The sequence below is a fragment of the Pseudomonas sp. GW821-FHT02H09 genome, from assembly GCF_059421425.1.
This window is the reverse complement of sequence record NZ_JBWKVA010000003.1, coordinates 361,376-384,934: the sequence shown is the minus strand read 5'-3', so window position 1 is coordinate 384,934 and position 23,559 is coordinate 361,376. Positions and strand designations below refer to the sequence as shown.

General features: G+C 59.2%; 24 protein-coding genes. 22 read left to right on the top strand and 2 right to left on the bottom strand.

The features are described from left to right. Window positions 1-12: 12 nt before the first annotated feature. From AC07VR_RS06320 to AC07VR_RS06285, 8 genes are all read left to right on the top strand, one after another. The gene (locus AC07VR_RS06320; RefSeq protein WP_494994014.1) at window positions 13-198 is read left to right on the top strand and encodes a Trm112 family protein; all 186 of its coding nucleotides are present in this window, start codon (window positions 13-15) and stop codon (window positions 196-198) included. After that, window positions 195-959 carry a 3-deoxy-manno-octulosonate cytidylyltransferase gene (gene kdsB, locus AC07VR_RS06315; protein WP_495010725.1) on the top strand — a complete coding sequence of 255 codons (765 nt, stop codon included), beginning with the start codon at window positions 195-197 and terminating at the stop codon, window positions 957-959. Before AC07VR_RS06320 ends, kdsB begins: the two co-directional genes overlap by 4 nt. Then, window positions 959-1,423, top strand: coding sequence for a low molecular weight protein-tyrosine-phosphatase (locus tag AC07VR_RS06310; protein ID WP_495010724.1), 465 nt, complete (start codon window positions 959-961; stop codon window positions 1,421-1,423). Before kdsB ends, AC07VR_RS06310 begins: the two co-directional genes overlap by 1 nt. Further along, on the top strand, window positions 1,420-2,439 hold the full coding sequence (gene murB / locus AC07VR_RS06305; protein WP_495010723.1) for a UDP-N-acetylmuramate dehydrogenase: 1,020 nt from the start codon (window positions 1,420-1,422) through the stop codon (window positions 2,437-2,439). The genes AC07VR_RS06310 and murB overlap by 4 nt, the downstream gene beginning before the upstream one ends. Window positions 2,440-2,695: 256 nt before the next feature. Further along, entirely contained in the window at window positions 2,696-3,166 is a 471-nt protein-coding gene (locus AC07VR_RS06300; protein ID WP_494994010.1) for a (2Fe-2S)-binding protein, read from the top strand. Further along, window positions 3,163-5,478, top strand: a complete 2,316-nt coding sequence (locus tag AC07VR_RS06295) for a xanthine dehydrogenase family protein molybdopterin-binding subunit (RefSeq protein ID WP_495010722.1) — start codon at window positions 3,163-3,165, stop codon at window positions 5,476-5,478. Before AC07VR_RS06300 ends, AC07VR_RS06295 begins: the two co-directional genes overlap by 4 nt. Further along, window positions 5,478-6,464, top strand: coding sequence for an XdhC family protein (locus AC07VR_RS06290; RefSeq protein WP_495010721.1), 987 nt, complete (start codon window positions 5,478-5,480; stop codon window positions 6,462-6,464). The genes AC07VR_RS06295 and AC07VR_RS06290 overlap by 1 nt, the downstream gene beginning before the upstream one ends. Then, window positions 6,461-7,051 carry a nucleotidyltransferase family protein gene (locus AC07VR_RS06285; protein WP_495010720.1) on the top strand — a complete coding sequence of 197 codons (591 nt, stop codon included), beginning with the start codon at window positions 6,461-6,463 and terminating at the stop codon, window positions 7,049-7,051. Before AC07VR_RS06290 ends, AC07VR_RS06285 begins: the two co-directional genes overlap by 4 nt. A gap of 192 nt (window positions 7,052-7,243) precedes the next feature. Here the strand turns inward: AC07VR_RS06285 and rne are convergent, their stop codons facing one another. After that, window positions 7,244-10,411, bottom strand: a complete 3,168-nt coding sequence (gene rne / locus AC07VR_RS06280) for a ribonuclease E (RefSeq protein ID WP_495010719.1) — start codon at window positions 10,409-10,411, stop codon at window positions 7,244-7,246. A 701-nt stretch (window positions 10,412-11,112) separates the two neighbouring features. On the opposite strand from rne, the gene rluC reads away from it, so the two are divergent. The 3 genes from rluC to sppA are packed head-to-tail and all read left to right on the top strand — an operon-like array spanning window position 11,113 to window position 13,732. After that, complete coding sequence (gene rluC / locus AC07VR_RS06275) at window positions 11,113-12,069, top strand: 23S rRNA pseudouridine(955/2504/2580) synthase RluC (RefSeq protein WP_495010718.1); 957 nt, start codon at window positions 11,113-11,115, stop codon at window positions 12,067-12,069. Next, a complete protein-coding gene (locus AC07VR_RS06270) occupies window positions 12,059-12,721 on the top strand; it encodes an HAD-IA family hydrolase (RefSeq protein ID WP_494994004.1) in 663 nt (220 codons plus the stop codon). The genes rluC and AC07VR_RS06270 overlap by 11 nt, the downstream gene beginning before the upstream one ends. 21 nt (window positions 12,722-12,742) lie before the next feature. Further along, on the top strand, window positions 12,743-13,732 hold the full coding sequence (sppA, locus tag AC07VR_RS06265) for a signal peptide peptidase SppA (protein WP_495010717.1): 990 nt from the start codon (window positions 12,743-12,745) through the stop codon (window positions 13,730-13,732). Between the two features lie 142 nt (window positions 13,733-13,874). On the opposite strand, the gene AC07VR_RS06260 is transcribed toward sppA, so the two are convergent. Then, a complete protein-coding gene (locus AC07VR_RS06260) occupies window positions 13,875-14,453 on the bottom strand; it encodes a Maf family protein (RefSeq protein WP_495010716.1) in 579 nt (192 codons plus the stop codon). Between the two features lie 105 nt (window positions 14,454-14,558). Here AC07VR_RS06260 and AC07VR_RS06255 point away from each other — a divergent pair, with 105 nt between their 5' ends. The 11 genes from AC07VR_RS06255 to AC07VR_RS06205 all read left to right on the top strand — a co-directional run bounded on the left by AC07VR_RS06255 (window position 14,559) and on the right by AC07VR_RS06205 (window position 23,535). Further along, complete coding sequence (locus AC07VR_RS06255; RefSeq protein ID WP_494994001.1) at window positions 14,559-15,086, top strand: YceD family protein; 528 nt, start codon at window positions 14,559-14,561, stop codon at window positions 15,084-15,086. Between the two features lie 13 nt (window positions 15,087-15,099). Next, window positions 15,100-15,282: a 50S ribosomal protein L32 gene (gene rpmF, locus AC07VR_RS06250; RefSeq protein ID WP_003179396.1), complete on the top strand. Its 183-nt coding sequence runs from the start codon at window positions 15,100-15,102 to the stop codon at window positions 15,280-15,282. 3 nt (window positions 15,283-15,285) lie between these two features. After that, window positions 15,286-16,296: a phosphate acyltransferase PlsX gene (gene plsX, locus AC07VR_RS06245; RefSeq protein ID WP_494994000.1), complete on the top strand. Its 1,011-nt coding sequence runs from the start codon at window positions 15,286-15,288 to the stop codon at window positions 16,294-16,296. A gap of 125 nt (window positions 16,297-16,421) precedes the next feature. Then, entirely contained in the window at window positions 16,422-17,360 is a 939-nt protein-coding gene (gene fabD, locus AC07VR_RS06240; RefSeq protein ID WP_495010715.1) for an ACP S-malonyltransferase, read from the top strand. A gap of 16 nt (window positions 17,361-17,376) precedes the next feature. Continuing rightward, window positions 17,377-18,120 (top strand): 3-oxoacyl-ACP reductase FabG, encoded by a 744-nt coding sequence (gene fabG, locus AC07VR_RS06235; RefSeq protein WP_494993998.1) that lies wholly within the window; start codon window positions 17,377-17,379, stop codon window positions 18,118-18,120. A 192-nt stretch (window positions 18,121-18,312) separates the two neighbouring features. Then, window positions 18,313-18,549, top strand: a complete 237-nt coding sequence (acpP, locus tag AC07VR_RS06230; RefSeq protein ID WP_003175607.1) for an acyl carrier protein — start codon at window positions 18,313-18,315, stop codon at window positions 18,547-18,549. A gap of 110 nt (window positions 18,550-18,659) precedes the next feature. Beyond that, the gene (gene fabF / locus AC07VR_RS06225) at window positions 18,660-19,904 is read left to right on the top strand and encodes a beta-ketoacyl-ACP synthase II (protein WP_494993997.1); all 1,245 of its coding nucleotides are present in this window, start codon (window positions 18,660-18,662) and stop codon (window positions 19,902-19,904) included. Then, the gene (gene pabC, locus AC07VR_RS06220) at window positions 19,904-20,719 is read left to right on the top strand and encodes an aminodeoxychorismate lyase (protein ID WP_495010714.1); all 816 of its coding nucleotides are present in this window, start codon (window positions 19,904-19,906) and stop codon (window positions 20,717-20,719) included. The genes fabF and pabC overlap by 1 nt, the downstream gene beginning before the upstream one ends. Window positions 20,720-20,722: 3 nt before the next feature. Further along, the gene (gene mltG / locus AC07VR_RS06215; RefSeq protein ID WP_494993995.1) at window positions 20,723-21,904 is read left to right on the top strand and encodes an endolytic transglycosylase MltG; all 1,182 of its coding nucleotides are present in this window, start codon (window positions 20,723-20,725) and stop codon (window positions 21,902-21,904) included. A 19-nt stretch (window positions 21,905-21,923) separates the two neighbouring features. Further along, window positions 21,924-22,556 carry a dTMP kinase gene (tmk, locus tag AC07VR_RS06210; RefSeq protein ID WP_494993994.1) on the top strand — a complete coding sequence of 211 codons (633 nt, stop codon included), beginning with the start codon at window positions 21,924-21,926 and terminating at the stop codon, window positions 22,554-22,556. Further along, window positions 22,549-23,535 carry a DNA polymerase III subunit delta' gene (locus tag AC07VR_RS06205; protein ID WP_495010713.1) on the top strand — a complete coding sequence of 329 codons (987 nt, stop codon included), beginning with the start codon at window positions 22,549-22,551 and terminating at the stop codon, window positions 23,533-23,535. Before tmk ends, AC07VR_RS06205 begins: the two co-directional genes overlap by 8 nt. Window positions 23,536-23,559: the final 24 nt, after the last annotated feature.

Genomic DNA, 23,559 nt, shown 5'->3' with positions numbered 1-23,559 from the left:
CAGGGAATTCTCATGGACACCAAATTGCTCGACATCCTTGCCTGCCCGGTCTGCAAAGGTCCGCTGAAGCTCAGTGCCGATAAAACCGAGCTGATCAGCAAAGGCGCCGGTCTGGCCTATCCGATTCGTGATGGCATTCCAGTAATGCTCGAAAGTGAAGCCCGCACCCTCAGCGCTGACGAGCGACTGGATAAATGACCACAGTCTTCACCGTCGTCATTCCGGCCCGTTACGCCTCCACACGTCTGCCCGGTAAGCCGCTGCAAATGATCGCCGGCAAGCCGATGATCCAGCACGTCTGGGAACAGGCCTGCAAGAGCAGCGCCCAGCGGGTGGTGGTGGCCACCGATGATGCGCGCATCGTCGAAGCCTGCAAGGCATTCGGTGCCGAAGTGGTGTTGACCCGCGAGGATCATAACTCCGGTACCGATCGTCTGGCTGAGGTGGCCACGAAGCTGGGTCTGGCCGCGGACGCCATCGTGGTCAACGTGCAGGGTGATGAACCCATGATTCCGCCGGCGGTGATCGATCAGGTTGCAGCCAATCTGGCAGCCCATCCCGAAGCGCGTATGTCGACGCTGGCCGAACCGATAGAAGACGTTGAAACCCTGTTCAATACCAATGTGGTCAAAGTCGTCAGCGACCTCAATGGCCTGGCGCTGACCTTCAGCCGCGCCACTTTGCCTTGGGCACGGGATGACTTCGCCAGGAGCCAGGAGCAATTGCCGGCCGGCGTGCCTTACCGTCGACATATCGGGATCTACGCCTACCGTGCCGGTTTCCTCCATGACTTCGTCAGTTGGGGCCCGTGCTGGCTGGAAAACACTGAGTGCCTGGAGCAGTTGCGCGCACTCTGGCATGGCGTGCGGATTCACGTTGACGATGCTCTGGAAGCACCGCCGGCGGGTGTCGATACCGCGCAAGACCTTGAGCGCGTTCGGCGCCTGCTGGAGGCTTGATGCGGGTTCTGTTTGTCTGCCTGGGCAATATTTGTCGCTCGCCCACGGCCGAAGGCGTGCTGCGCCGCAAGTTGCGTGAGGCCGGGCTGGCGGATCAGGTGGAAGTTGCCTCCGCCGGCACCGCCGACTGGCATATCGGCAAGGCGCCGGACAAACGCAGCCAAGCGGCCGCGAAGTTGCGTGGCTACGATTTGTCCGCCCAGCGTGCCCAACAAGTGAGCCGTGCCGACTTCGCCACCTATGACCTGATTCTGGCGATGGACCAGAGCAATCTGCGCAACCTCAAAGCCATGCAGCCGGCCAGCAGCAGGGCTGAGCTGGACCTGTTCCTGCGTCGCTATGAATCCCCGGTGGATGAAGTGCCGGATCCCTATTACGACAGTGATCAGGGTTTCGAGCAGGTGCTGGACTTGATCGAGCGTGCCAGTGATTTGCTGGTGATCGAATTGAAGGGGCGGTTATGACCTTGCAACTGCAAACGCAGGTTTCTCTCAAACCGTTCAACACCTTTGGTGTCGATGTCCGTGCGCAGGTGTTCGCCGAGGCTCATAGCGACGCCGATGTCCGCCAAGGGTTGGCTTATGCGGCTGAACACGCATTGCCTCTGCTGGTGATCGGCGGCGGCAGCAATCTGTTGCTCACCGCAGATATTCAGGCGCTGGTGCTGCGCATGGCCACGCGAGGTATTCGCCTGTTGAGCGACGACGGCAGCACGGTTGTCGTTGAGGCTGAGGCGGGTGAAACCTGGCACCCGTTCGTGCAATGGACCCTGGAGCAGGGTTTCTCCGGTCTGGAGAACCTCAGTCTCATCCCCGGTACGGTCGGTGCCGCGCCGATGCAGAACATCGGTGCCTACGGTGTCGAGATCAAGGACGTGTTTGCCGGGTTGACCGCGCTGGACCGTCAGACTGGCGAGCTGCGGGATTTCAGCCGGCAGGAGTGCAAATTCGCCTACCGCGACAGCCTGTTCAAGCAGGAGGCCGGGCGTTGGTTGATTCTGCGGGTGCGCTTGGCCTTGAGTCGCGTCGAGCATCTGCACCTCGAATACGGCCCGGTTCGCCAGCGCTTGACTGAACAGGGCATCAGCCATCCGACCGCCAGCGATGTCAGTCAGGCCATTTGCAGTATTCGCGGCGAGAAGCTTCCTGATCCGGCGGTGCTCGGTAATGCCGGCAGCTTTTTCAAGAACCCGTTGGTGGCAGCGGCTTTGGTCGCTGAGCTTAAAAGCGAATACCCCGATCTGGTGGCTTATCCACAAGCTGACGGGCAAATGAAACTGGCGGCTGGCTGGTTGATCGAGCGAGCTGGCTGGAAGGGTTTTCGAGAGGCTGATGCCGGTGTGCATCGGTTGCAGGCCTTGGTGCTGGTCAATTACGGAGCGGCGACCGGGCTGGAGCTTTTGCACCTCGCGCAACGAATCCAGAAAGACATTGCCGAACGTTTCAGGGTCCAGCTGGAAATGGAACCCAATCAGTATTGAGCTACGCTTGAAGTCTGAATCCAGAGCCCTGCAAACCTTTCGTGTGCGCAGGGCTTTTTTGTTAATGCTGGTTTAACTTGACCTCCTAACGATGTTTCTCTTTGTTCCATCTCTTTGTTTCCAGGTAAGACCCGATGAAAAACCGGCTGTTTTCATCAGTGAGCCGATTAGCCTGAGTTGATCTGCATGCACCAGTACGCGGCATCACGCGGCAGATTGCTCGACCCCATAACCAAGAATATATGCGGGCGCGCCCATGATTACCCTGAAACTCAATGGTAAGGATCACCAGTTGGATGTCACTGAGGATATGCCGCTGCTCTGGGCTATTCGCGACGTGGCGGGTTACAGCGGCACCAAGTTCGGCTGCGGCATGGGCCTGTGCGGTGCCTGCACCATCCATATAGATGGCTCACCGGCACGCAGTTGCATTACGCCAATCGGCTCGGTGACCGGCCAGCACATCAGCACCATCGACAATCTCCACAGCGACCCGGTCGGGCAAGTGGTTCAGCAAGCCTGGCTGGAGACGGCGGTCGCGCAATGCGGGTTCTGCCAGGGTGGGCAAATCATGTCTGCCACGGCCTTGCTCAAGGTCAATCCCAATCCCAGCGACGAACAGATCGAGGAGGCGATGGTCGGTAATATTTGCCGCTGTGGCACGTATAACCGGATCAAAACCGCCATCCGTCAGGCAGCCACTCATCTGCGGGAGGCCAAGGCATGAGCCAGTTGCCGAATGACTTTGCCCTGAGCAACCTCAGCCGTCGTGGCTTTCTCAAAGGTGTCGGTGCCGCGAGCGCGCTGGTGCTGGCAGCCAGTTGGGGTTGGCAGGACGCGTTTGCCGAAGAGAAGAAGTTCGGCGCCGACGGCATGCCCAATGGCTGGATCGATGATCCCAAGGTCTACGTCAGCATTGCCGCCGATGGCAGTGTGACGGTGGTTTGCAACCGCTCGGAAATGGGCCAGGGCGTGCGCACCAGCCTCAGTATGGTGGTCGCTGACGAACTGGACGCTGATTGGACGTTGGTGAAGGTCCATCAGGCGCCGGGTGATGAAGTGCGCTTCGGCAACCAGGACACCGACGGTTCACGCAGCATGCGTCATTGGTACGAGCCGATGCGCCGCTGCGGTGCTGCCGCCCGGACCATGCTTGAACAAGCCGCGGCCGATCAATGGAAAGTACCGGTGGCCGAGTGCCGTGCGCAATTGCACAAAGTGATTCACCAACCCAGTGGTCGTGAACTGGGTTACGGCGCACTGGCGGCTGCTGCCAGTGCGCTGGTGGTGCCGACGCGTGACAGTCTGCGCCTCAAGCAGCCTTCGGAATTTCGCTACATCGGCAAAGAGGCCACGCGCGCCATAGACGGTGTGGACATTGTCAACGGTCGTGCCGTTTATGGCGCCGACGTGCATTTCGAAGGCATGTTGTTTGCCACCGTGGCACGGCCAGCTGTCTATGGCGGCAAGGTCAAATCCTTCGATGGCAGTGCGGCGATGAAAGTCCCGGGCGTGATCAAGGTCATGCAAATCGAAAGCCGTCCGCTGCCATCGGAGTTTCAGCCGTTGGGCGGTGTTGCGGTGATAGCCAGCAACACGTGGGCTGCAATAAAGGGCCGCGAGGCGCTGAAGATCGAGTGGGATGATGGCGTCAATGCCGGTTACGACTCGATTGCCTATCGTAAGGAGTTGGAAGCCGCAGCCTTGAAACCGGGCAAAGTGGTGAGGAACATCGGCAACATCGACGAGGCTATGGATAGCGCTGACAGCAGCCTGGAAGCGGCTTACTACTTGCCGCATCTGGCGCAATCACCGATGGAACCGATGGTCGCCATCGCTCGCTTCAACGCCGGCCGCTGCGAGGCCTGGGCGCCAAGTCAGGCACCGCAAGTGACGCGCGAGCGCATCGCTGAGCGCCTGGGCATTCCCTTCGAAAAAGTCACGGTCAACGTCACGCTGCTTGGCGGCGGCTTCGGTCGCAAATCCAAACCCGACTTCATCCTCGAAGCGGCGATCCTGGCCAAGGCTTTTCCGGGCAAAGCGGTGCGGGTGCAATGGACCCGGGAGGACGACATTCACTGTTCCTACTTCCACACCGCATCGGCCGAGTATCTCAAGGCCGGCCTGAACAAGGATGGCATGCCGTCCGGCTGGCTACACCGCACTGTGGCACCGAGCATCACCGCGCTGTTCGCTCCGGGCATGAACCACGAAGGCGCGTTCGAACTGGGCATGGGCTTTACCAACATGGCCTATGCCATTCCCAATGTGCGCCTGGAAAACCCTGAAGCGGCCGCCCATACCCGGGTTGGCTGGTATCGTTCGGTGTCGAACATTCCCCATGGCTTTGCCATTCAGAGCTTTGTCGACGAACTGGCGCATCTGGCCGGGCAGGATCCGCTGAAATACCAACTCAAGCTGCTTGGCCCGGATCGCCAGATTGATCCGCGCACCTTGAGCGAAGAGTGGAACTATGGCGAATCCCCCGAGCATTATCCGATCGATACCGCGCGTTTGCGCGGCGTCCTGGAAACCGCGGCCAAGGCTGCCGGTTGGGGCCGTCAATTGCCCAAAGGACGTGGTTTGGGTCTGGCGGTGCATTACAGTTTTGTTACCTACGTGGCGGCGGTGATTGAGGTCGAAGTCAAAAACGACGGCTCGCTGATCGTGCACAAGGCTGATATCGCGGTGGATTGTGGTCCGCAGATCAACCCTGAGCGGATTCGCTCACAGTTTGAAGGCGCCTGTGTGATGGGCCTGGGCAACGCCGTGCTGGGGGAGATCAGTTTCAAGGACGGCAAGGTCCAGCAGGACAATTTCCACATGTACGAGGTGGCGCGCATGAACCTGGCGCCGAAGGAAGTCGCCGTGCATCTGGTTACGCCTGCGGGTAACGTGCCATTGGGCGGCGTCGGTGAGCCGGGCGTGCCGCCGATCGCTCCGGCACTGTGCAATGCGATCTTTGCCGCGACAGGAAAGCGTATTCGCAGTCTGCCGGTTCGCTACCAGTTGCAAGGCTGGCAGCAGGCCAAAGCCTGATGGACAGTGTCGACCTGAATGTTTTACGCAGCGTGCTGCTATGGCGTCGCGCCGGGCAGAGAGTGGTGCTCTACAGTGTGGTCCAGACCTGGGGCAGTGCGCCCCGGCCCCCAGGCGCAATGCTGGCCTTGCGTGAAGACGGCGTGGTAATCGGTTCTGTCTCCGGTGGCTGTATCGAGGACGACCTGATTGCCCGCTTGCACGATGGCCGTTTGCCAGTAGATGGGCCGTCAGTCCAGTTGGTGACCTACGGTGTCAGCCGCGAGGAGGCCGCGCGTTTTGGTTTGCCGTGCGGTGGCACTTTGCGGCTGACCGAAGAGCGAGTCGGTGATCCGGCCTGGGTGGCTGAGTTGTTGGCGCGTTGCGAGGCTCATGAGATTGTCGCGCGGGAGTTGAATCTGCTCACCGGCGAGGTCGTTCTCCACGCGGCAGGCAAGAGCGATGTGTTGAGCTTTGACGGCAAGACGTTGCGCGCAATCTACGGTCCGCGTTGGCGGCTGCTGTTGATCGGCGCTGGTCAGCTGTCCCGTTATGTCGCGGAGATGGCGCGGCTGCTGGATTTCGAGGTGCTGATCTGTGATCCACGCAAAGAGTTTGTCTATGGCTGGGAAGAGCAGCACGGCCGCTTCGTGCCGGGCATGCCGGATGACGCTGTGCTGAGCATCGAAACCGACGAGCGCACGGCGATTGTCGCCTTGACCCATGATCCGCGTCTGGACGATATGGCACTGCTCACGGCACTCAATTCTCAAGCGTTTTATGTCGGTGCGCTGGGGTCGCGGGTCAATAGCCAGAAGCGTCGGGAAAACCTCGCTGTGCTTGGGCTGACCGAACACGCTATAGACCGCTTGCATGGTCCGATTGGTTTGCATATTGGCAGTCACACACCTGCGGAGATTGCTTTGTCGCTGATGTCGGAGATTGTTGCGATCAAAAACGGCGTTGATCTGCCGCAGAAGCAGTCCTTGGGCGAGGCTGTGGTTTGAAGGCCCCGGTATGCGCCATCGTGCTTGCCGCAGGGCAGGGCAATCGCTACCGGCAAGTTGCCGGTGCTGAACAGGATAAGTTGCTGGCATTGTGCGAAGGTCGTGACGGTGTCGTTCGACCGGTCATTGAGCAGGTGTTGTTGAGCCTGCCTCCTGGCCTGGGTGAGCGGCTGCTGGTGACGACAGCTAATCGACCTGAAGTGAATCGGCTGGCGCAGGCTTATGGCTGCCAGGTGTTGCTGCTGGACGCTGCTGGCATGGGTGACAGCATCGCGGCAGGCGTTGCGGCCAGTCCCGATTCGGGTGGCTGGCTGGTGGTGTTGGGGGATATGCCATTTATCTTGTCGTCGAGTATCCAGCGAGTGGTGGAGGGGGTTCAGGACGAAGCCATCAGTGTTCCGGTGCATGGCGCTGAATATGGTCATCCGGTGGGGTTTGGGCGCTCGTTTGGCGCCGCCTTGATGAGTCTGTCCGGTGATCGTGGGGCGAAACCCTTGTTTGCCTCGGCCAGGGTGCTGGAAGTGCCGGTGGACGATCCTGGTGTGTTGTGGGATGTGGATGTGCCGGCGGCGTTGGTTTTTACTTAAACTCCGAATCTCCGTTGGTGATTAAACTGCCTTCGCGGGCAAGCCCGGCTCCTACAGGGGCGCGCGGTCTCCTGCAGGAGCCGGGCTTGCCCGCGATGAACGAATACACGGAATGCCTGAAACACCGCATCACTGAAACATAAAAAAGCCCCGCCTGCGTTAGCAGGCGGGGCTTTTTAACAGCCGTTGGAATCAGGCGAGGGGTTTAGGCTCGTGCTCTTCTTCCAGGGCTTTGGGTTTTTGCTCTACCACTTCTTCGACGGAATGCAGGTTTTCGTCGATGGTCGGGGCAGGTTCAACAGCTGCTTGCTTGGCCACTTCAGCGACAACCGGAGCAGGCTCGGCAGCAATCACAGCTTCTACAGGTGCAGCAGCTGCAGCCAGTTCGGCTTCTTTCTGCAGACTCTCGGCTTCACGCTTGCGACGACGCACTTCACGTGGATCGTTCGGCGCACGACCACTTGCGGTCAGGGTGCTTGCCGGTGCGGCTTCGACCACCGGCTCTGTCACTGCGGCAACCACTGGCGCTTCAACCGGAGCCGCAACCACTGGCTCGGCGCTTACCACTTCAGCGACTGGAGCTGGAGCTGGAGCTGGAGCTGGAGTTGGAGCTTCAACGACAACCGATTCAGCGACGCGGTCGAACGGGGTTGGAGCGTCATAAGTCGGCTCAAAGGCTTTTTCAGCAACCGGAGCTTCGAACGCAGGTTCTGCGGCGACGACTGGCTGTTCAGCTACAACGGCTTGCTCGGCAACGAGTGCTTCACGAACCGGAGCAACTTCAACGGCAGGAGCGGCAGGCGCTTCAATCGCGGTGGTCGCTTCAACCACTGGCGCTTCAACCGAAGCAGTTTCCAGCGTGACGGCAGTAGCGCGTTCTGCTTGCTGATGAGCCTGAGCTTCAGCTGGGGCGCTGATCACAGTGCTGGCAACAGCCGCGGTAACGGCCAGACCGGCAGCCAGAGCGGCGCCGCTTGGTTCTTCGCTGCTTTCTTCGGTCTCTTCCGAGCCTTCGATCACATTGCCGTTGGCATCACGTTGACGCTCACGACGGTTGCTGCGACGACGCTGGCCACGGGAGCGGCGGCGTGGACGATCGCCTTCGGCGTTCTCCTGACCGTCATCCTGCAGTTGTTCTTCGTTCGGCAGCAGTTCTTCTTCGCTAACGGCGACAGCAGCCTGCTCGACACGTGGTTGACGTTCTTCACGCGGTGGGCGCGGTTGACGCTCTTCGCGTGGGGCGCGGGCAGGGCGCTCTTCGGCAACTGCGGCTGGAGCTGCATCCAGCGGCTCGCGCAGCTCACGAACCGGGCGATCTTCACGAGCTTCGCGCGGTTTGCGATCTTCACGCGGAGCACGTGGGGCACGTTCTTCACGCGGAGCGCGTGGTGCACGTTCTTCACGAGCTGCTACGGCCGCTACTTCTTCACGGACTTCGCGGGGTGCACGTTCTTCACGAGGCGCGCGCTCTTCACGAGGTGCACGTTCTTCACGAGGTGCACGTTCTTCGCGCGGCTTGCGCTCTTCGTCGCGACGACCGTTACGGCTGCGGCTCTGCTGACGACCGGTGCGGCGCTCTTCGTTGCGCGGCTGGCGTTCGGTGACTGGCTTTTCAACCACGACCGGAGCGGCAGGTTCTTCTTTGGTAGCGAAGAGACTGACCAGCGACTTCACCAGACCTTTGAACAGGCTTGGTTCGGCGACGTGGACTGGCGCAGCAACAGGTGCGGCGGGGGCTTCAACCGGAACTGGAGCATTGGCGCGTGCCGGAGCGGTTTTCACCGCGGCTTCCTGGCGAACCAGGGTGCGGGTAGCGGCGACCGGCTGAACTTCTTCTACTTCGGCAGCGGCAGCGGCGATTTCGTAGCTGGACTGACCGACGTGAGCTTCCGGGCTGTCATCGCGCAGACGCTGAACTTCGAAGTGAGGCGTTTCGAGGTGATCGTTCGGCAGAATGACGATGCGTGCACGGGTGCGCAGTTCGATCTTGGTGATCGAGTTGCGTTTTTCGTTGAGCAGGAACGCAGCGACCGGGATCGGCACTTGGGCACGAACTTCGGCGGTGCGGTCTTTCAGGGCTTCTTCTTCGATCAGGCGCAGGATCGCCAGCGACAGCGATTCAACATCACGGATGATGCCGGTGCCGCTGCAGCGTGGGCAGACGATACCGCTGCTTTCACCCAGGGATGGACGCAGGCGCTGACGGGACATTTCCAGCAGGCCGAAGCGCGAGATACGACCGACCTGTACGCGAGCGCGGTCGGCTTCCAGGCATTCGCGGACTTTTTCTTCCACGGCGCGCTGGTTCTTGGCTGGGGTCATGTCGATGAAGTCGATGACGATCAGGCCGCCGATGTCACGCAGGCGCAACTGACGGGCGATTTCTTCGGCAGCTTCAAGGTTGGTCTGCAGAGCGGTTTCTTCGATGTCGCTGCCTTTGGTGGCGCGCGCCGAGTTGATGTCGATGGACACCAGGGCTTCGGTCGGATCGATAACGATGGAGCCGCCGGAAGGCAGTTCAACGACACGCTGGAAGGCGGTCTCGATCTGGCTTTCGATCTGGAAACGGTTAAACAGCGGTACGCTGTCTTCGTACAGCTTGATCTTGCTGGCGTACTGCGGCATCACCTGACGGATGAAGGTCAGGGCTTCGTCCTGGGCTTCGATGCTGTCGATCAGCACTTCGCCGATGTCCTGGCGCAGGTAGTCGCGGATGGCGCGGATGATCACGTTGCTTTCCTGATAGATCAGGAATGGCGCGGAGCGATCCAGCGAGGCTTCTTTGATGGCGGTCCAGAGTTGCAGCAGGTAATCGAGGTCCCACTGCATTTCTTCGCTGCTGCGGCCAAGGCCGGCAGTGCGCACGATCAGACCCATATCGGCTGGAGCAACCAGACCGTTCAGAGCTTCACGCAGTTCGTTGCGCTCTTCACCTTCGATACGACGGGAGATACCGCCGGCACGCGGGTTGTTCGGCATCAGAACCAGATAACGACCGGCCAGGCTGATGAAGGTGGTCAGGGCTGCGCCCTTGTTGCCACGTTCTTCTTTTTCGACCTGGACGATGACTTCCTGGCCTTCGCTCAGGACGTCCTTGATGTTGACGCGGCCTTCGGGGGCTTTCTTGAAGTATTCGCGGGAGATTTCTTTGAGTGGCAGGAAGCCGTGGCGCTCAGAGCCGAAATCGACAAAGGCAGCCTCAAGGCTTGGTTCGATGCGAGTAATCCGGCCTTTATAGATGTTGGCCTTTTTCTGCTCGCGTGCACCGGATTCGATATCCAGGTCGTAGAGGCGCTGGCCATCTACCAGTGCAACACGCAACTCTTCGGGTTGAGTTGCGTTAATCAGCATTCTTTTCATGTAGTACCGTCGGTTTCCGGGCTGCCGGAAACGGCGTTCGGCACACACGACTTCTCACGGTCGGTGTCAGGTGCGTCAGGAGTGGTTGGACACTCCAGTGTCTAGCGAGGTTCGACCAATTGGGCCGGAGTCGCGACGTACGCGTCCTGCTTGCTGTGGCTACTTAAGCACTCAGTCAGGAGGAGGAATCAACCGGCGACGGTGGACGAGATGAAGCGTCTAAATATAAGCCTAGTGCTACACAGTCCGACGGTTGTGCATCTCCACCCTACACGTATCCCTGATAATTCGGGTGCTGCCGCGCGCAGAATCCGCAGCGGGTTGGCATTTACCGTGAGCTCCGAAAGGGGAGGTCACGCATCATGGCTAATTTAGGCGGTGTTTCCGAAGCCTTCGCTCAGGCTCATTCGAGATCGACTGCACTTTGTGAACTGGCCGTGAATATCGGCGCAAAAGACGAGTAATCACTCTGCTTCTTGCGCTCGCTTCAGGCCTCATGTCACCTGCGCTTGTTACAATCGCGAACCTTCCATAATTGTAGCGAAAGCCCCGTAGGACGGCCTTGCGTCCTGATGAATTGCGTTGGTCAGGGTCGGTCTTCGACCGTTGGTCCGCTGCCCAGGCCGCTTTTGGCGGCGTTCGCGACTATAGCAGCAATCATTAAGTGCTTCAAATCCATAAAAATTGTTATCATTCCCGGCATGACGACTACTGCCCCCCTGACCCCCAGCGTCCAGCTGCTTGAGGTCTCGCCGGAATATGCCGGCCAACGAATCGATAATTTCCTGCTCGCTCGGCTTAAAGGCGTGCCTAAGACCTTGATTTACCGCATTTTGCGTAAAGGCGAAGTGCGCGTGAACAAGGGACGGATCAAACCCGAATACAAGCTGCAGGCGGGCGATATTGTCCGTGTGCCACCTGTGCGCGTGCCTGAGCGCGACGAGCCGGTGCCTTTGGCACAGGGTTTGTTGCAGCGCCTTGAAGCGTCGATTGTCTTTGAAGACAAGGCGCTGATTGTGATCAACAAGCCGGCCGGCATTGCGGTCCACGGCGGCAGCGGTCTGAACTTCGGGGTTATCGAAGCCTTCCGTCAGTTGCGGCCCGATGCTAAAGAGCTGGAGTTGGTCCATCGCCTGGATCGGGACACTTCCGGCCTGCTGATGATTGCGAAAAAACGCAGCATGTTGCGCCACCTGCACACCGCTTTGCGTGGTGATGGTGTCGATAAGCGCTACATGGCGCTGGTCCGCGGTAACTGGGCGACATCGATCAAGCAGGTTCGTGCGCCGTTGCTCAAGAGCAACCTGCGCTCCGGCGAGCGCATGGTTGAAGTCAATGAGGAGGGCAAGGAGGCTCTCACGGTCTTCAAGGTGCTGCGCCGTTTCGGTGAATTCGCCACGATGATCGAAGCCAAGCCTGTCACTGGCAGGACCCACCAGATTCGCGTGCACACCTTGCATGCCGGGCACTGCATTGCCGGTGACAGCAAATACGGCGATGAGGACTTCAGTAAAGAGATTCGCGAGATGGGCGGCAAGCGCCTTTTCCTCCACGCCTACATGCTGACCGTGCCGTTGCCTGATGGCGGCGAACTCAAACTGCAGGCGCCGGTGGACGAAATGTGGGCCAAGACCGTGGAGCGTCTGAGTGCTAGCTGATTACAAGCTACTGATCTTTGATTGGGATGGCACCTTGGCCGACTCCATTGGTCGAATTGTCGAGGCAATGCAAGTAGCGGCTGCGCGAGCGGATTTGCCGCCGCGAGACGATTTTGCCGTCAAAGGCATCATCGGTCTGGGTTTGCCGGAGGCGATCCGCACCTTGTACCCGGAAATCGGCGACGCTGACCTGGTTGCGTTCCGTCAGCGCTACGCGGATCACTACATTGCGCTCGAGGCCGAGCCTTCGCCACTCTTTGCCGGTGTGGTCGAGTCTCTCGAAGCTTTTCGTTGCGAGGGATATCGCCTGGCTGTGGCCACTGGCAAAGCCCGTCGAGGTTTGGATCGAGTGCTGAAGTCTCATGGGTGGGAGGATTATTTCGATATCACTCGTGCTGCCGACGAAACTGCGAGCAAGCCACATCCGTTGATGCTGGAGCAGATTCTCGCCCATTGCGAAGTCGGTCCCGAGCAGGCGTTGATGGTGGGCGACTCTTCGTTCGATCTGTTGATGGCACGCAATGCCGGTATGGATTCGGTTGCGGTCAGCTATGGTGCTCAATCGATGGATGCCCTGCGTGTGTTCGAGCCGCGTCTGGCCATTGATCATTTTTCTGAGCTGCACGCCTGGCTGAGCCGGCGGGCCAATTAAGTTTTTGCTGGGGTAAATGGTATGAAGGATGAGTGGAAGGCGCCAAGCGAGGCGAGTGCCGAAGGCGGTGACGAGAAAAGCTGGAAGCTGCTTGAAAAGACCCTTTTGGCCGGCGTGCAAGAGCAACGGCGCTCGCGGCGCTGGGGGATTTTCTTCAAGCTGCTGACCTTCGTTTATCTGTTTGCGGCGATGGCGTTGTTTACACCGCTGATGGACGTGGAAAAAAGCGCAACGCGTGGCTCTGGCTACACGGCTCTGATTGATGTGAGCGGCATGATTGCCGACAAGGAGCCCGCCAGTGCTGACAATATTGTCGGTGGCTTGCGGGCTGCTTTTGACGATTCGAAGGTCAAGGGCGTGGTGCTGCGGATCAATAGTCCGGGTGGCAGTCCAGTGCAGTCGGGTTATGTCTATGACGAGATTCGTCGTTTGCGCGGCCTGCATCCTGAGATCAAGGTCTATGCGGTGATCTCGGACCTGGGGGCTTCTGGCGCGTATTACATCGCCAGTGCTGCGGATCAGATCTACGCCGACAAGGCCAGTCTGGTTGGCTCCATCGGTGTGACGGCGGCGGGTTATGGTTTTGTAGGGGCGATGGAGAAGCTTGGTGTCGAGCGTCGGACGTATACCTCTGGCGAGCACAAGTCGTTCCTCGATCCGTTCCAGCCGCAAAAGCCTGAGGAAACCCAATTCTGGCAGGGAGTGCTGGACACGACCCATCGCCAGTTCATCGCCAGCGTCAAGCAGGGGCGTGGCGACCGGCTCAAGGACAAGGAACATCCTGAGCTGTTCTCTGGCCTGGTGTGGTCGGGTGAGCAGGCGCTGGAGTTGGGCTTGATCGATGGGCTGGGGAGTGCGAGCTCAGTGGCGCGGGATGTGATTGGTGAGAAAGAGCTGGTTGACTTCACGATTCAGGAGTCGACATTCGATCGCTTCTCGAAAAAGCTCGGAGCCAGCGTTGCCGAGCACTTGGCAATGTGGATGGGTTTTCAAGGGCCGACATTGCGCTGATTAACGCGCAGCATAAAAACCGGCTCACGTGGCCGGTTTTTTTATAGTTGAGCGCAGGTGGTTAGCTTCGTGCGATCTGGATTGGTGAGTGCTTCGCGGTCGAACGCAGGCTTCGCCAGTGGCTGTGGGGTAGGGCGCCAATTCAAGGGATTTGCACGCCCTCGGCTAGCAGCATATCGACCAGGCGGATCAGCGGCAGGCCGATCAGGCTGGTGGCGTCACTGCCTTCGGTGCTCTGAAACAGGCTCACGCCCAATCCTTCGGCTTTGAAGCTGCCTGCGCAGTCGTAGGGCCGTTCGGCGAGCAGGTAGCGCTCGATACGTGCTTGATCGAGTGTGCGCATGTGAACGGTGAGGGGTATGCAGTCGACCTGGCAGTGGCCAGTCTGGCTGTTGAGCAGTGCCAGGCCGGTCAGAAAGGTCACGCTGGCACCGCTGGCGGCCAATAGTTGTTCCCGGGCTTTTTCGAAGGTGTGTGGCTTGCCGATGATCTGGCCGTCCAGCACGGCGACCTGGTCGGAGCCGATGATCAGGTGGGCGGGATGGCTGCTGCTCAGAGCCTGGGCTTTCTCTTTGGCCAGGCGTTTGACCAGGTCGATGGCGGGCTCGCCCGGGCGGTGGCTTTCGTCGATATTCGGTGAGCTGCAGGTAAATGCCAGTTGCAAGCGGGCCAGCAATTCACGACGATAGGCCGAGCTTGAAGCAAGTAATAAAGGCAGCATGCGGTTCTCCTGATGATAGCCGTGGATTCTAGCGAGGCTTCCAAGTGGCGGACAGGGTTGAATTTCCTTTGACATGGCCGGGGGCATCCCTATAATGCTGCGCCTATGTTGAATGACCCGATTCCACCTCACGTTGACCCGCGCAAATTGGCTGATCGTGGCACCACCCTTCAAGGTGAACTGCTGCTGGCCGATTTGGAGAGACTCTGCGACCCGCTTTCCGATACTGTCGGTACGGTGCAGGCTAAATTCGTTTTTGAGCGAGATGAGCGTAAATCTGTGGTTATCCACAGTTTTATCGATGTCGAAGTCAAAATGGTTTGCCAGCGTTGTCTTGAGCTGGTCACCCTGCCGATCCACAGCGAATGCAGTTATGCTGTGGTGAAAGAGGGTGCGAATACCCAGTCGTTGCCGAAAGGTTATGACGTGCTGGAACTGGGCGAAGATCCTTTGGATCTGCAGTCACTGATCGAGGAGGAGCTTTTGCTCGCCTTGCCCATTGTGCCTGCTCATCATCCGGAAGAATGCCAGCAGCCGGCGGGTCTCGATGAGCCCGAACCGAGCGAGGACGAGGTAACGCGGTCCAACCCGTTCAGTGTATTGGCGCAGTTAAAGCGTGACCCAAACGTTTAGGAGTTAATCAATTATGGCTGTTCAGCAGAACAAAAAATCCCGCTCTGCCCGTGACATGCGTCGTTCCCACGATGCTCTCGAGGCTAGCACCCTGTCTGTAGAAAAAACCACTGGTGAAGTTCACCTGCGTCACCACGTATCGCCAGAAGGCGTATACCGTGGTCGTAAAGTGATCGACAAGGGCGCTGACGAGTAATCCTTGTCCGCTCAAGTCATCGCGATTGACGCAATGGGCGGGGACTTCGGTCCCCGCAGCATTGTTCAGGCCAGCCTTGCTTGTCTGTCTGCTACGCCCTCGCTGCACCTGACCCTTGTCGGTCAACTCCCCCTTTTAGAAGAACTGATTGCCAGCCAGTCGGCTGTGGATCGCGCGCGCTTGAATATCGTGTCGGCCACGCAAGTGATCGCCATGGATGAAAAGCCATCGCAAGCCCTGCGCGGCAAGCCGGACTCCTCGATGCGTGTGGCGCTTGAGTTGTTGCGAGATGGCAAGGTTCAGGCGTGCGTCAGTGCTGGCAATACGGGTGCGCTGATGGCGTTGTCGCGCTATGTGCTGAAAACCCTGCCGGGTATTGATCGTCCGGCGATGGTTGCAGCCATTCCGACCCAGCGCGGTTATTGCCAATTGCTCGATCTGGGGGCTAACGTCGATTGCAGTGCCGAGCATCTTCTGCAATTTGCGGTGATGGGGTCGGTTGCGGCTGAAACGCTGGGTATTGTCCGTCCGCGGGTGGCATTGCTGAATATCGGTACCGAAGACATCAAGGGTAATCAGCAGGTCAAGCTGGCGGCGAGTCTGCTTCAAAATGCCCGCGGCATGAACTACATCGGCTTCGTAGAGGGGGATGGGTTGTACCGTGGTGAGGCGGATGTCGTGGTCTGCGACGGTTTCGTCGGCAATATCCTGCTCAAGTCCAGCGAAGGCCTGGCGACCATGATTGCGGCGCGAATTGAAGCGTTGTTCAGGCAGAGCGTGGTATCGCGAATGGTCGGTGCGTTGGCGCTACCGTTGATGCGACGCTTGCAGGCTGATCTGGCGCCTGCGCGGCACAATGGTGCGAGCTTTCTCGGTTTGCAGGGCATAGTTGTGAAAAGCCATGGCTCGGCGGGGGTGCAGGGGTTCCAAAGTGCGATTCAGCGGGCCGTGATCGAGATCCAGGAAAACCTGCCGGAGCGCTTGCACGGTCGTCTCGAGGATCTGTTGCTTTAGGCGTTTTCGCTCGAGAATGCTTAAATGTGACCGCTTAGTTCAATCAGTCATCCAACTGTCAGTTTTTTGTGTCCTTTATATGGGACGTCAATTCTCCGACGACAAGATCATTAGGGGCTTGTTACATGTCTGCATCCCTCGCATTCGTCTTTCCAGGACAGGGTTCGCAGTCCCTCGGCATGCTGGCCGAGTTGGGCGCGCAATACCCGTTGGTCCTTGAAACATTCAAAGAAGCTTCCGATGCTCTGGGCTATGACCTGTGGGCACTGACCCAGCAAGGGCCGGAAGAACAGCTCAATCAAACCGATAAAACCCAGCCGGCCATTCTCACTGCGTCCGTCGCGTTGTGGCGCCTGTGGCTGGCTGAAGGTGGTGCGCGCCCGGCCTATGTCGCAGGTCATAGCCTGGGCGAATACAGCGCGCTGGTCGCGGCTGGCAGCCTGAGCCTGGGCGATGCTGTGAAACTGGTGGAGCGTCGCGGTCAGTTGATGCAAGAGGCCGTACCGGCCGGGCAGGGCGGCATGGCCGCGATTCTCGGTCTGGACGATGCCGATGTGCTGGCGGCCTGTGCGCAAGCGGCGCAGGGTGAAGTGGTCAGCGCGGTCAACTTCAACTCGCCGGGTCAGGTTGTGATCGCGGGTGCCAGGGCGGCTGTCGAGCGCGCCATCGAGGGTTGCAAGGCGCGTGGTGCCAAGCGAGCGATGCCGTTGCCGGTCAGCGTGCCATCCCACTGCGAATTGATGCGTCCGGCTGCCGAGCGTTTCGCTGAGTCGATCGCTGCGATCAACTGGCAGGCTCCGCAAATCCCGTTGGTGCAGAACGTCAGCGCCAGTGTTGCGGCGGATCTTGAGACACTCAAGCGTGATCTGCTTGAGCAGCTCTACAAGCCGGTACGTTGGGTCGAGTCTGTCCAGTGCCTGGCTGCCAATGGCGCCACCCAGCTGGTCGAATGCGGTCCTGGCAAAGTGTTGGCCGGCCTGAACAAGCGCTGCGCCGAAGGCGTATCGACCTCTAACCTGAATACCCCAGATGCTTTCGCTGCCGCTCGTGCAGCGCTGGCTTGAATTAGGAGAAGCCTGCATGAGTCTGCAAGGTAAAGTTGCACTGGTTACCGGTGCCAGCCGCGGTATTGGTCAAGCTATTGCTCTTGAGTTGGGTCGTCTGGGTGCCGTAGTCATCGGCACTGCAACTTCCGCTTCGGGCGCCGAGCGTATCGCTGCGACCCTGAAAGAAAACGGTATTCAAGGCACAGGCCTGGAACTCAATGTCACCAGCGACGAGTCCGTGGCTGCAGTACTGGCGAGCATTCAGGAGCAGTTCGGTGCGCCGGCGATTCTGGTCAATAACGCCGGTATTACCCGCGATAATCTGATGATGCGCATGAAAGATGACGAATGGCATGATGTCGTCGATACCAACCTGAACAGTCTGTTCCGCCTGTCCAAGGGTGTTCTGCGCGGCATGACCAAGGCGCGTTGGGGGCGAATTATCAGTATCGGCTCGGTTGTGGGTGCCATGGGCAACGCAGGCCAAGTAAACTACGCAGCGGCCAAGGCAGGACTGGAAGGCTTCAGTCGTGCTCTGGCGCGTGAAGTCGGCTCGCGGTCGATTACGGTAAACTCGGTGGCTCCCGGGTTCATCGATACCGATATGACCCGCGAATTGCCTGAAGCACAGCGTGAAGCTTTGCTGACGCAAATTCCGCTGGGCCGTCTGGGGCAAGCTCAAGAGATTGCGCAAGTGGTCGCTTTTCTGGCTTCGGACGGTGCGGCTTACGTTACTGGGGCTACAATCCCGGTGAACGGCGGGATGTACATGAGTTAAATGTGACGGTTTGCTTCAAAAAAATGTCATACGAGCTGTCTAAAATCCGTTATAAAGCTGCAATCTATTTATAGGCAGATGGCTGGCTGGGTTTGAGGAGTGAAGCTTTCAGTTGAAAAGCTGAAAAGCCTTTCTATACACTTACCCACTGGCCAGCTGCCTGAATTTGTCCATTAGGAGTGAAAACAAGGTATGAGCACCATCGAAGAGCGCGTCAAGAAAATCGTTGCTGAGCAACTGGGCGTTAAAGAAGAAGAAGTTGTGAACACTGCTTCCTTCGTAGAAGACCTGGGTGCCGACTCCCTTGACACCGTTGAGCTGGTGATGGCTCTGGAAGAGGAATTCGAGACCGAAATTCCTGACGAAGAAGCCGAGAAGATCACTACCGTTCAAGCTGCTATCGACTACGTTACTAGCCATCAGGCTTAATAGTTTGTAGTCGTCGCTTGCTGTCATGGAAAAACCGCACTGCCATCATGGCGTGCGGTTTTTTCTTTAGACCTGATACAAAGTGTCGTCATTAGAAGAAGGAGAGTGCTGTGTCGCGTAGACGCGTCGTAGTCACCGGTATGGGTATGTTGTCGCCACTGGGCACGGATGTACCGAGCAGCTGGCAGGGCATTCTGGCTGGCCGTAGTGGCATTGGTCTGATCGAACACACCGACCTTTCTGCCTATTCCACCCGTTTTGGCGGCTCGGTAAAGGGCTTCAATGTCGAGGAATACCTGTCGGTAAAAGAAGCTCGCAAACTTGACCTGTTCATTCAGTACGGTCTGGCTGCCGGGTTTCAGGCGGTACGTAACTCCGGTCTGGAAGTGACCGACGCCAACCGTGAGCGTATCGGTGTGGCCATCGGTTCGGGTATTGGCGGTCTGACCAATATCGAAGAAACCAGCCGCACGTTGCATGAGCAAGGCCCGCGACGGATTTCTCCGTTCTTCGTGCCTGGCTCGATCATCAATATGATTTCCGGTTTCCTGTCTATCCATCTGGGTACCCAGGGGCCTAATTACGCCATTTCGACAGCCTGTACCACCGGTACGCACTGCATCGGCATGGCGGCGCGCAACATTGCTTACGGCGAAGCCGATGTGATGATTGCCGGCGGTGCCGAGATGGCCGCCTGCGGTCTCGGTATGGGCGGCTTCGGTGCTGCCCGTGCGTTGTCGACTCGCAACGACGAGCCGACCCGCGCCAGCCGTCCATGGGACAAGGGCCGTGACGGCTTCGTGCTTTCCGACGGTGCCGGTGCCCTGGTGCTCGAGGAGCTGGAACACGCCAAGGCTCGTGGTGCGACCATTTATGCCGAGTTGATCGGCTTTGGCATGAGCGGCGACGCTTATCACATGACGTCGCCGCCAGCCGATGGCGCGGGCGCGGCGCGCTGCATTACAAACGCTATGCGTGATGCCAGGCTGAACATTGATCAAGTGCAGTACATCAATGCCCATGGCACATCGACTTCAGCCGGTGACCTGGCGGAAGTCCAGGCGATCAAGACTGTCTTCGGTGAGCACGCCTACAAGCTGGCCGTCAGTTCGACCAAGTCCATGACCGGGCACCTGCTGGGTGCTGCTGGTGCTGTCGAGGCGATCTTCAGTGTGCTGGCGATCAACGGGCAGGTCGCGCCGCCGACCATCAACCTGGATGAGCCGGATGAAGGCTGCGACCTTGATTTCGTGCCGCATACCGCACGTGACATGGATATCGATGTCGTGCTGTCCAACTCGTTCGGGTTTGGCGGTACCAACGGTTCCCTGGTGTTCCGCCGGTTCGCCGGTTGATGCAGGGCTGGGTCGACGGTCAGCCGGCTGACGCTCTGTCGCTCAAAGATCGTGGCCTGGCCTACGGTGATGGTCTGTTCGAGACGATCGCCGTCAAGGCCGGCCAGCCATTGCTGCTGGATCGGCATATGCAGCGTCTGGCCGAGGGCTGTTCGCGTCTGGCCATCGCTGCGGATCACTCATTGATCCGCAGCGAGCTGTTGGCTTATGCCGCAGCCTTGGGCGAGGGTGTGCTCAAGTTGATCCTCACCCGTGGCGACAGTCTGCGCGGCTACGCTGCCGATCCGGCTGCTCAAGCTCGACGGATTCTGCAAGGCAATCCGCCTGCGGCATACCCGCCTGCCTATGGTCAGCAGGGTATTCGCCTTTTTCCCTGCGCTACGCGACTTGGCGAGCAGCCCTTGCTCGCCGGGCTCAAGCACCTGAATCGTCTGGAGCAGGTCATCGCCCGCTCCGAGTGGCATGATGCCGAGCATGCCGAAGGTTTGATGCTGGACGTTTCCGGACGCGTGATCGAAGGGGTGTTCAGCAACCTGTTTCTGGTGCGCGATAACAGACTGCTGACGGCTGACTTGAGTCGCTGCGGCGTCGCTGGCGTGATGCGAGCTGAATTATTGTTTCAAGCCAGGTCGCTGGGTATTCCCACAGAGATTACCGAGATCAGTCTCGACCAGCTGCAACAGGCCGACGAAGTCTTCGTCTGCAATAGCGTGTACGGCGTTTGGCCGGTACGCGCTTATGCAGCGTTGAGCTGGCCGGTTGGGCCGCTCACCCGTAAACTGCAAGGCATTGCCCGCGCGCTACTGGATGCTTGATTTGTGAGACGTAAATTCTTGCTGCTGCTGGAAGCCGGACTGGTTCTGGCGGGACTGGTGCTGGGTGCTTCGGCCTGGAAGCTGAACTCGGCGCTGGAGCAGCCGCTCAACCTGGCACACGAACAATTGCTTGATGTACCGCCCGGTTCGACACCGAGCGGAACCTTCAATCGCCTGCAGGCCGACGGCGTCCTGCAGGACTCCTTTTGGCTGCGGCTGTACTGGCGGCTGAATCTCGACGGACAACCGCTGCATGGTGGCGAGTACCGCATGACGCCGGGCATGAGCGCCCAGGGTCTGATCGGCCTGTGGCAGCGTGGCGAAGTGGTGCAGTACAGCCTGACCCTGGTCGAAGGCTGGAATTTTCGTCAGGTACGCGCAGCCTTGGCCAAGCAGGAAAAACTTGAACAGACCTTCACCGGCTTGAGCGATAGCGAAGTGATGAACAAGCTCGGTCATGCAGGCGTGTTTCCCGAAGGACGGTTCTTTCCGGATACCTACCGTTTTGTCCGTGGCATGACCGATGCGGAACTGATGGAAAAAGCCTACGAGCGTCTGGATGATGTTCTCGCCAAAGAATGGAGCAAGCGCGCGGCTGACGCACCGTACACTGAGCCCTATCAAGCGCTGATCATGGCTTCGCTGGTGGAGAAGGAAACCGGTGTACCGCAGGAGCGTGGGCAGATTGCCGGTGTCTTCGTGCGGCGCATGCAGATTGGCATGTTGCTGCAAACCGATCCTACGGTGATCTACGGTTTGGGCGAGCGCTACAACGGTAAATTGACCCGTGCGCATTTGCGTGAGGCGACGCCTTACAACACTTACATGATCCCGGGGTTGCCACCGACCCCGATTGCGATGGTTGGGCGCGAAGCGATCCATGCAGCGTTGAATCCGGTGCCGGGTAACAGTTTGTATTTTGTGGCTCGTGGTGATGGCAGTCATGTGTTCTCCGACGACCTGGATGCGCACAATAATGCAGTGCGCGAGTTCCAGCTCAAGCGGCGCGCTGATTATCGATCCAGTCCTGCGCCGATAACGAATCAGGAGGTGCCAGAGGCTTCGAGCCCGGCGCCTGTGGTGCCTGCTGATAGCAGCACTCCGCAGGCTGCTCCCGTGTTGACTCCCGAACAACCGACCCCGGTCCCCGCACCCGGCGTGACCGAGCCGCAAAGCCCGCAATGACTCTGATTAAGGACTGCCTGTGACTGGCCTGTTTATTACCCTGGAAGGCCCGGAAGGCGCCGGCAAAAGCACTAATCGCGAGTACCTGGCTGAGCGTCTGCGCGCCGAAGGTATCGAGGTGTTGCTGACCCGCGAACCGGGCGGTACACCATTGGCCGAGCGGATTCGTGAAGTATTGCTCACACCCGGCGATGAAGTGATGAACGCCGACACCGAGCTGCTGCTGGTTTTCGCCGCGCGTGCCCAGCATCTGGCCGAGGTGATTCGCCCGGCGCTGGCCAGGGGTGTGGTGGTGTTGTGTGATCGCTTTACCGACTCTACTTACGCCTACCAGGGCGGTGGCCGCGGTTTGTCTGTGGAGCGCATCGCAACCCTGGAAACTTTCGTTCAGGGTGATCTGCGTCCGGACCTGACGCTGGTGTTCGATTTGCCGGTCGAGGTCGGTCTGGCTCGCGCCAGTGCTCGGGGGCGGCTGGACCGTTTCGAGCTTGAAGGTCGGGTGTTCTTCGACGCGGTCCGCAGTGCTTATCTGAAACGTGCCGAGGCTGATCCGGCGCGTTATCACCTGGTGGATGCCGCCCAGCCGCTGGCGCAGGTTCAGCGGTCACTGGACGCCCTGTTGCCGCAATTGCTGGGGCTTTACCGTGGCTGAGGCCTTCGCGTGGCAGGACAGCCTCTGGCAGCAACTGGCGGGCCGTGCACAGCATGCCCATGCCTACTTGCTGCACGGCCCGGCGGGTATCGGCAAGCGAGCGCTGGCTGAACGCTTGATGGCTCGTTTGCTCTGTCAGAAGCCGCAAGGGCTGGACGCTTGCGGGGAATGCAAATCCTGCATGCTGCTCAAGGCTGGCAGCCATCCGGATAACTACGTGCTGGAGCCAGAAGAGGCGGACAAGGCGATCAAGGTCGACCAGGTTCGTGAACTGGTCAGCTTCGTGGTGCAGACCGCGCAGTTGGGCGGGCGCAAAGTGGTACTGATCGAGCCGGTCGAGTCGATGAACAACAACGCCGCCAACGCCTTGCTGAAAAGCCTCGAAGAGCCTTCCGGCGATACCGTGTTGTTGTTGGTCAGTCACCAGCCAAGCCGTTTGTTGCCGACCGTCAAGAGTCGCTGCGTGCAGCAGGCCTGTCCGTTGCCGAGCCAGGCGATGAGTCTGGAGTGGCTGGCCAAGGCTTTGCCTGACAGCACTGAAGAGGAACGCATTGAGCTGCTGACACTGGCCGCTGGTTCGCCATTGGCCGCCGTCACCTTGCAGGCGCAGGGTGTACGTGAGCAGCGCGCTCTGGTGGTAGAGGGCGTGAAAAAACTGCTCAAGCAACAGCAATCGCCAACTCAGTTGGCTGAGGGCTGGAACGCCATTTCGCTACTGTTGCTGTTCGACTGGTTTTGCGACTGGTCTAGCCTGATCCTGCGTTACCAGCTCACTCAGGACGAGGAGGGACTGGGTTTGCCCGATATGCGCAAAGTCGTGCAATATCTGGCGCAAAAGTCTTCTCAGGAAAAGGTCCTGAATATTCAGGACTGGATTCTGGCCCAGCGCCAGAAGGTGCTGAGCAAGGCCAACCTCAATCGCGTATTGCTGCTTGAGGCGTTACTGGTGCAGTGGGCAGATTTGCCTGCCCGGAATTGATCGCACGGGCCTGGAGTCAAGTAG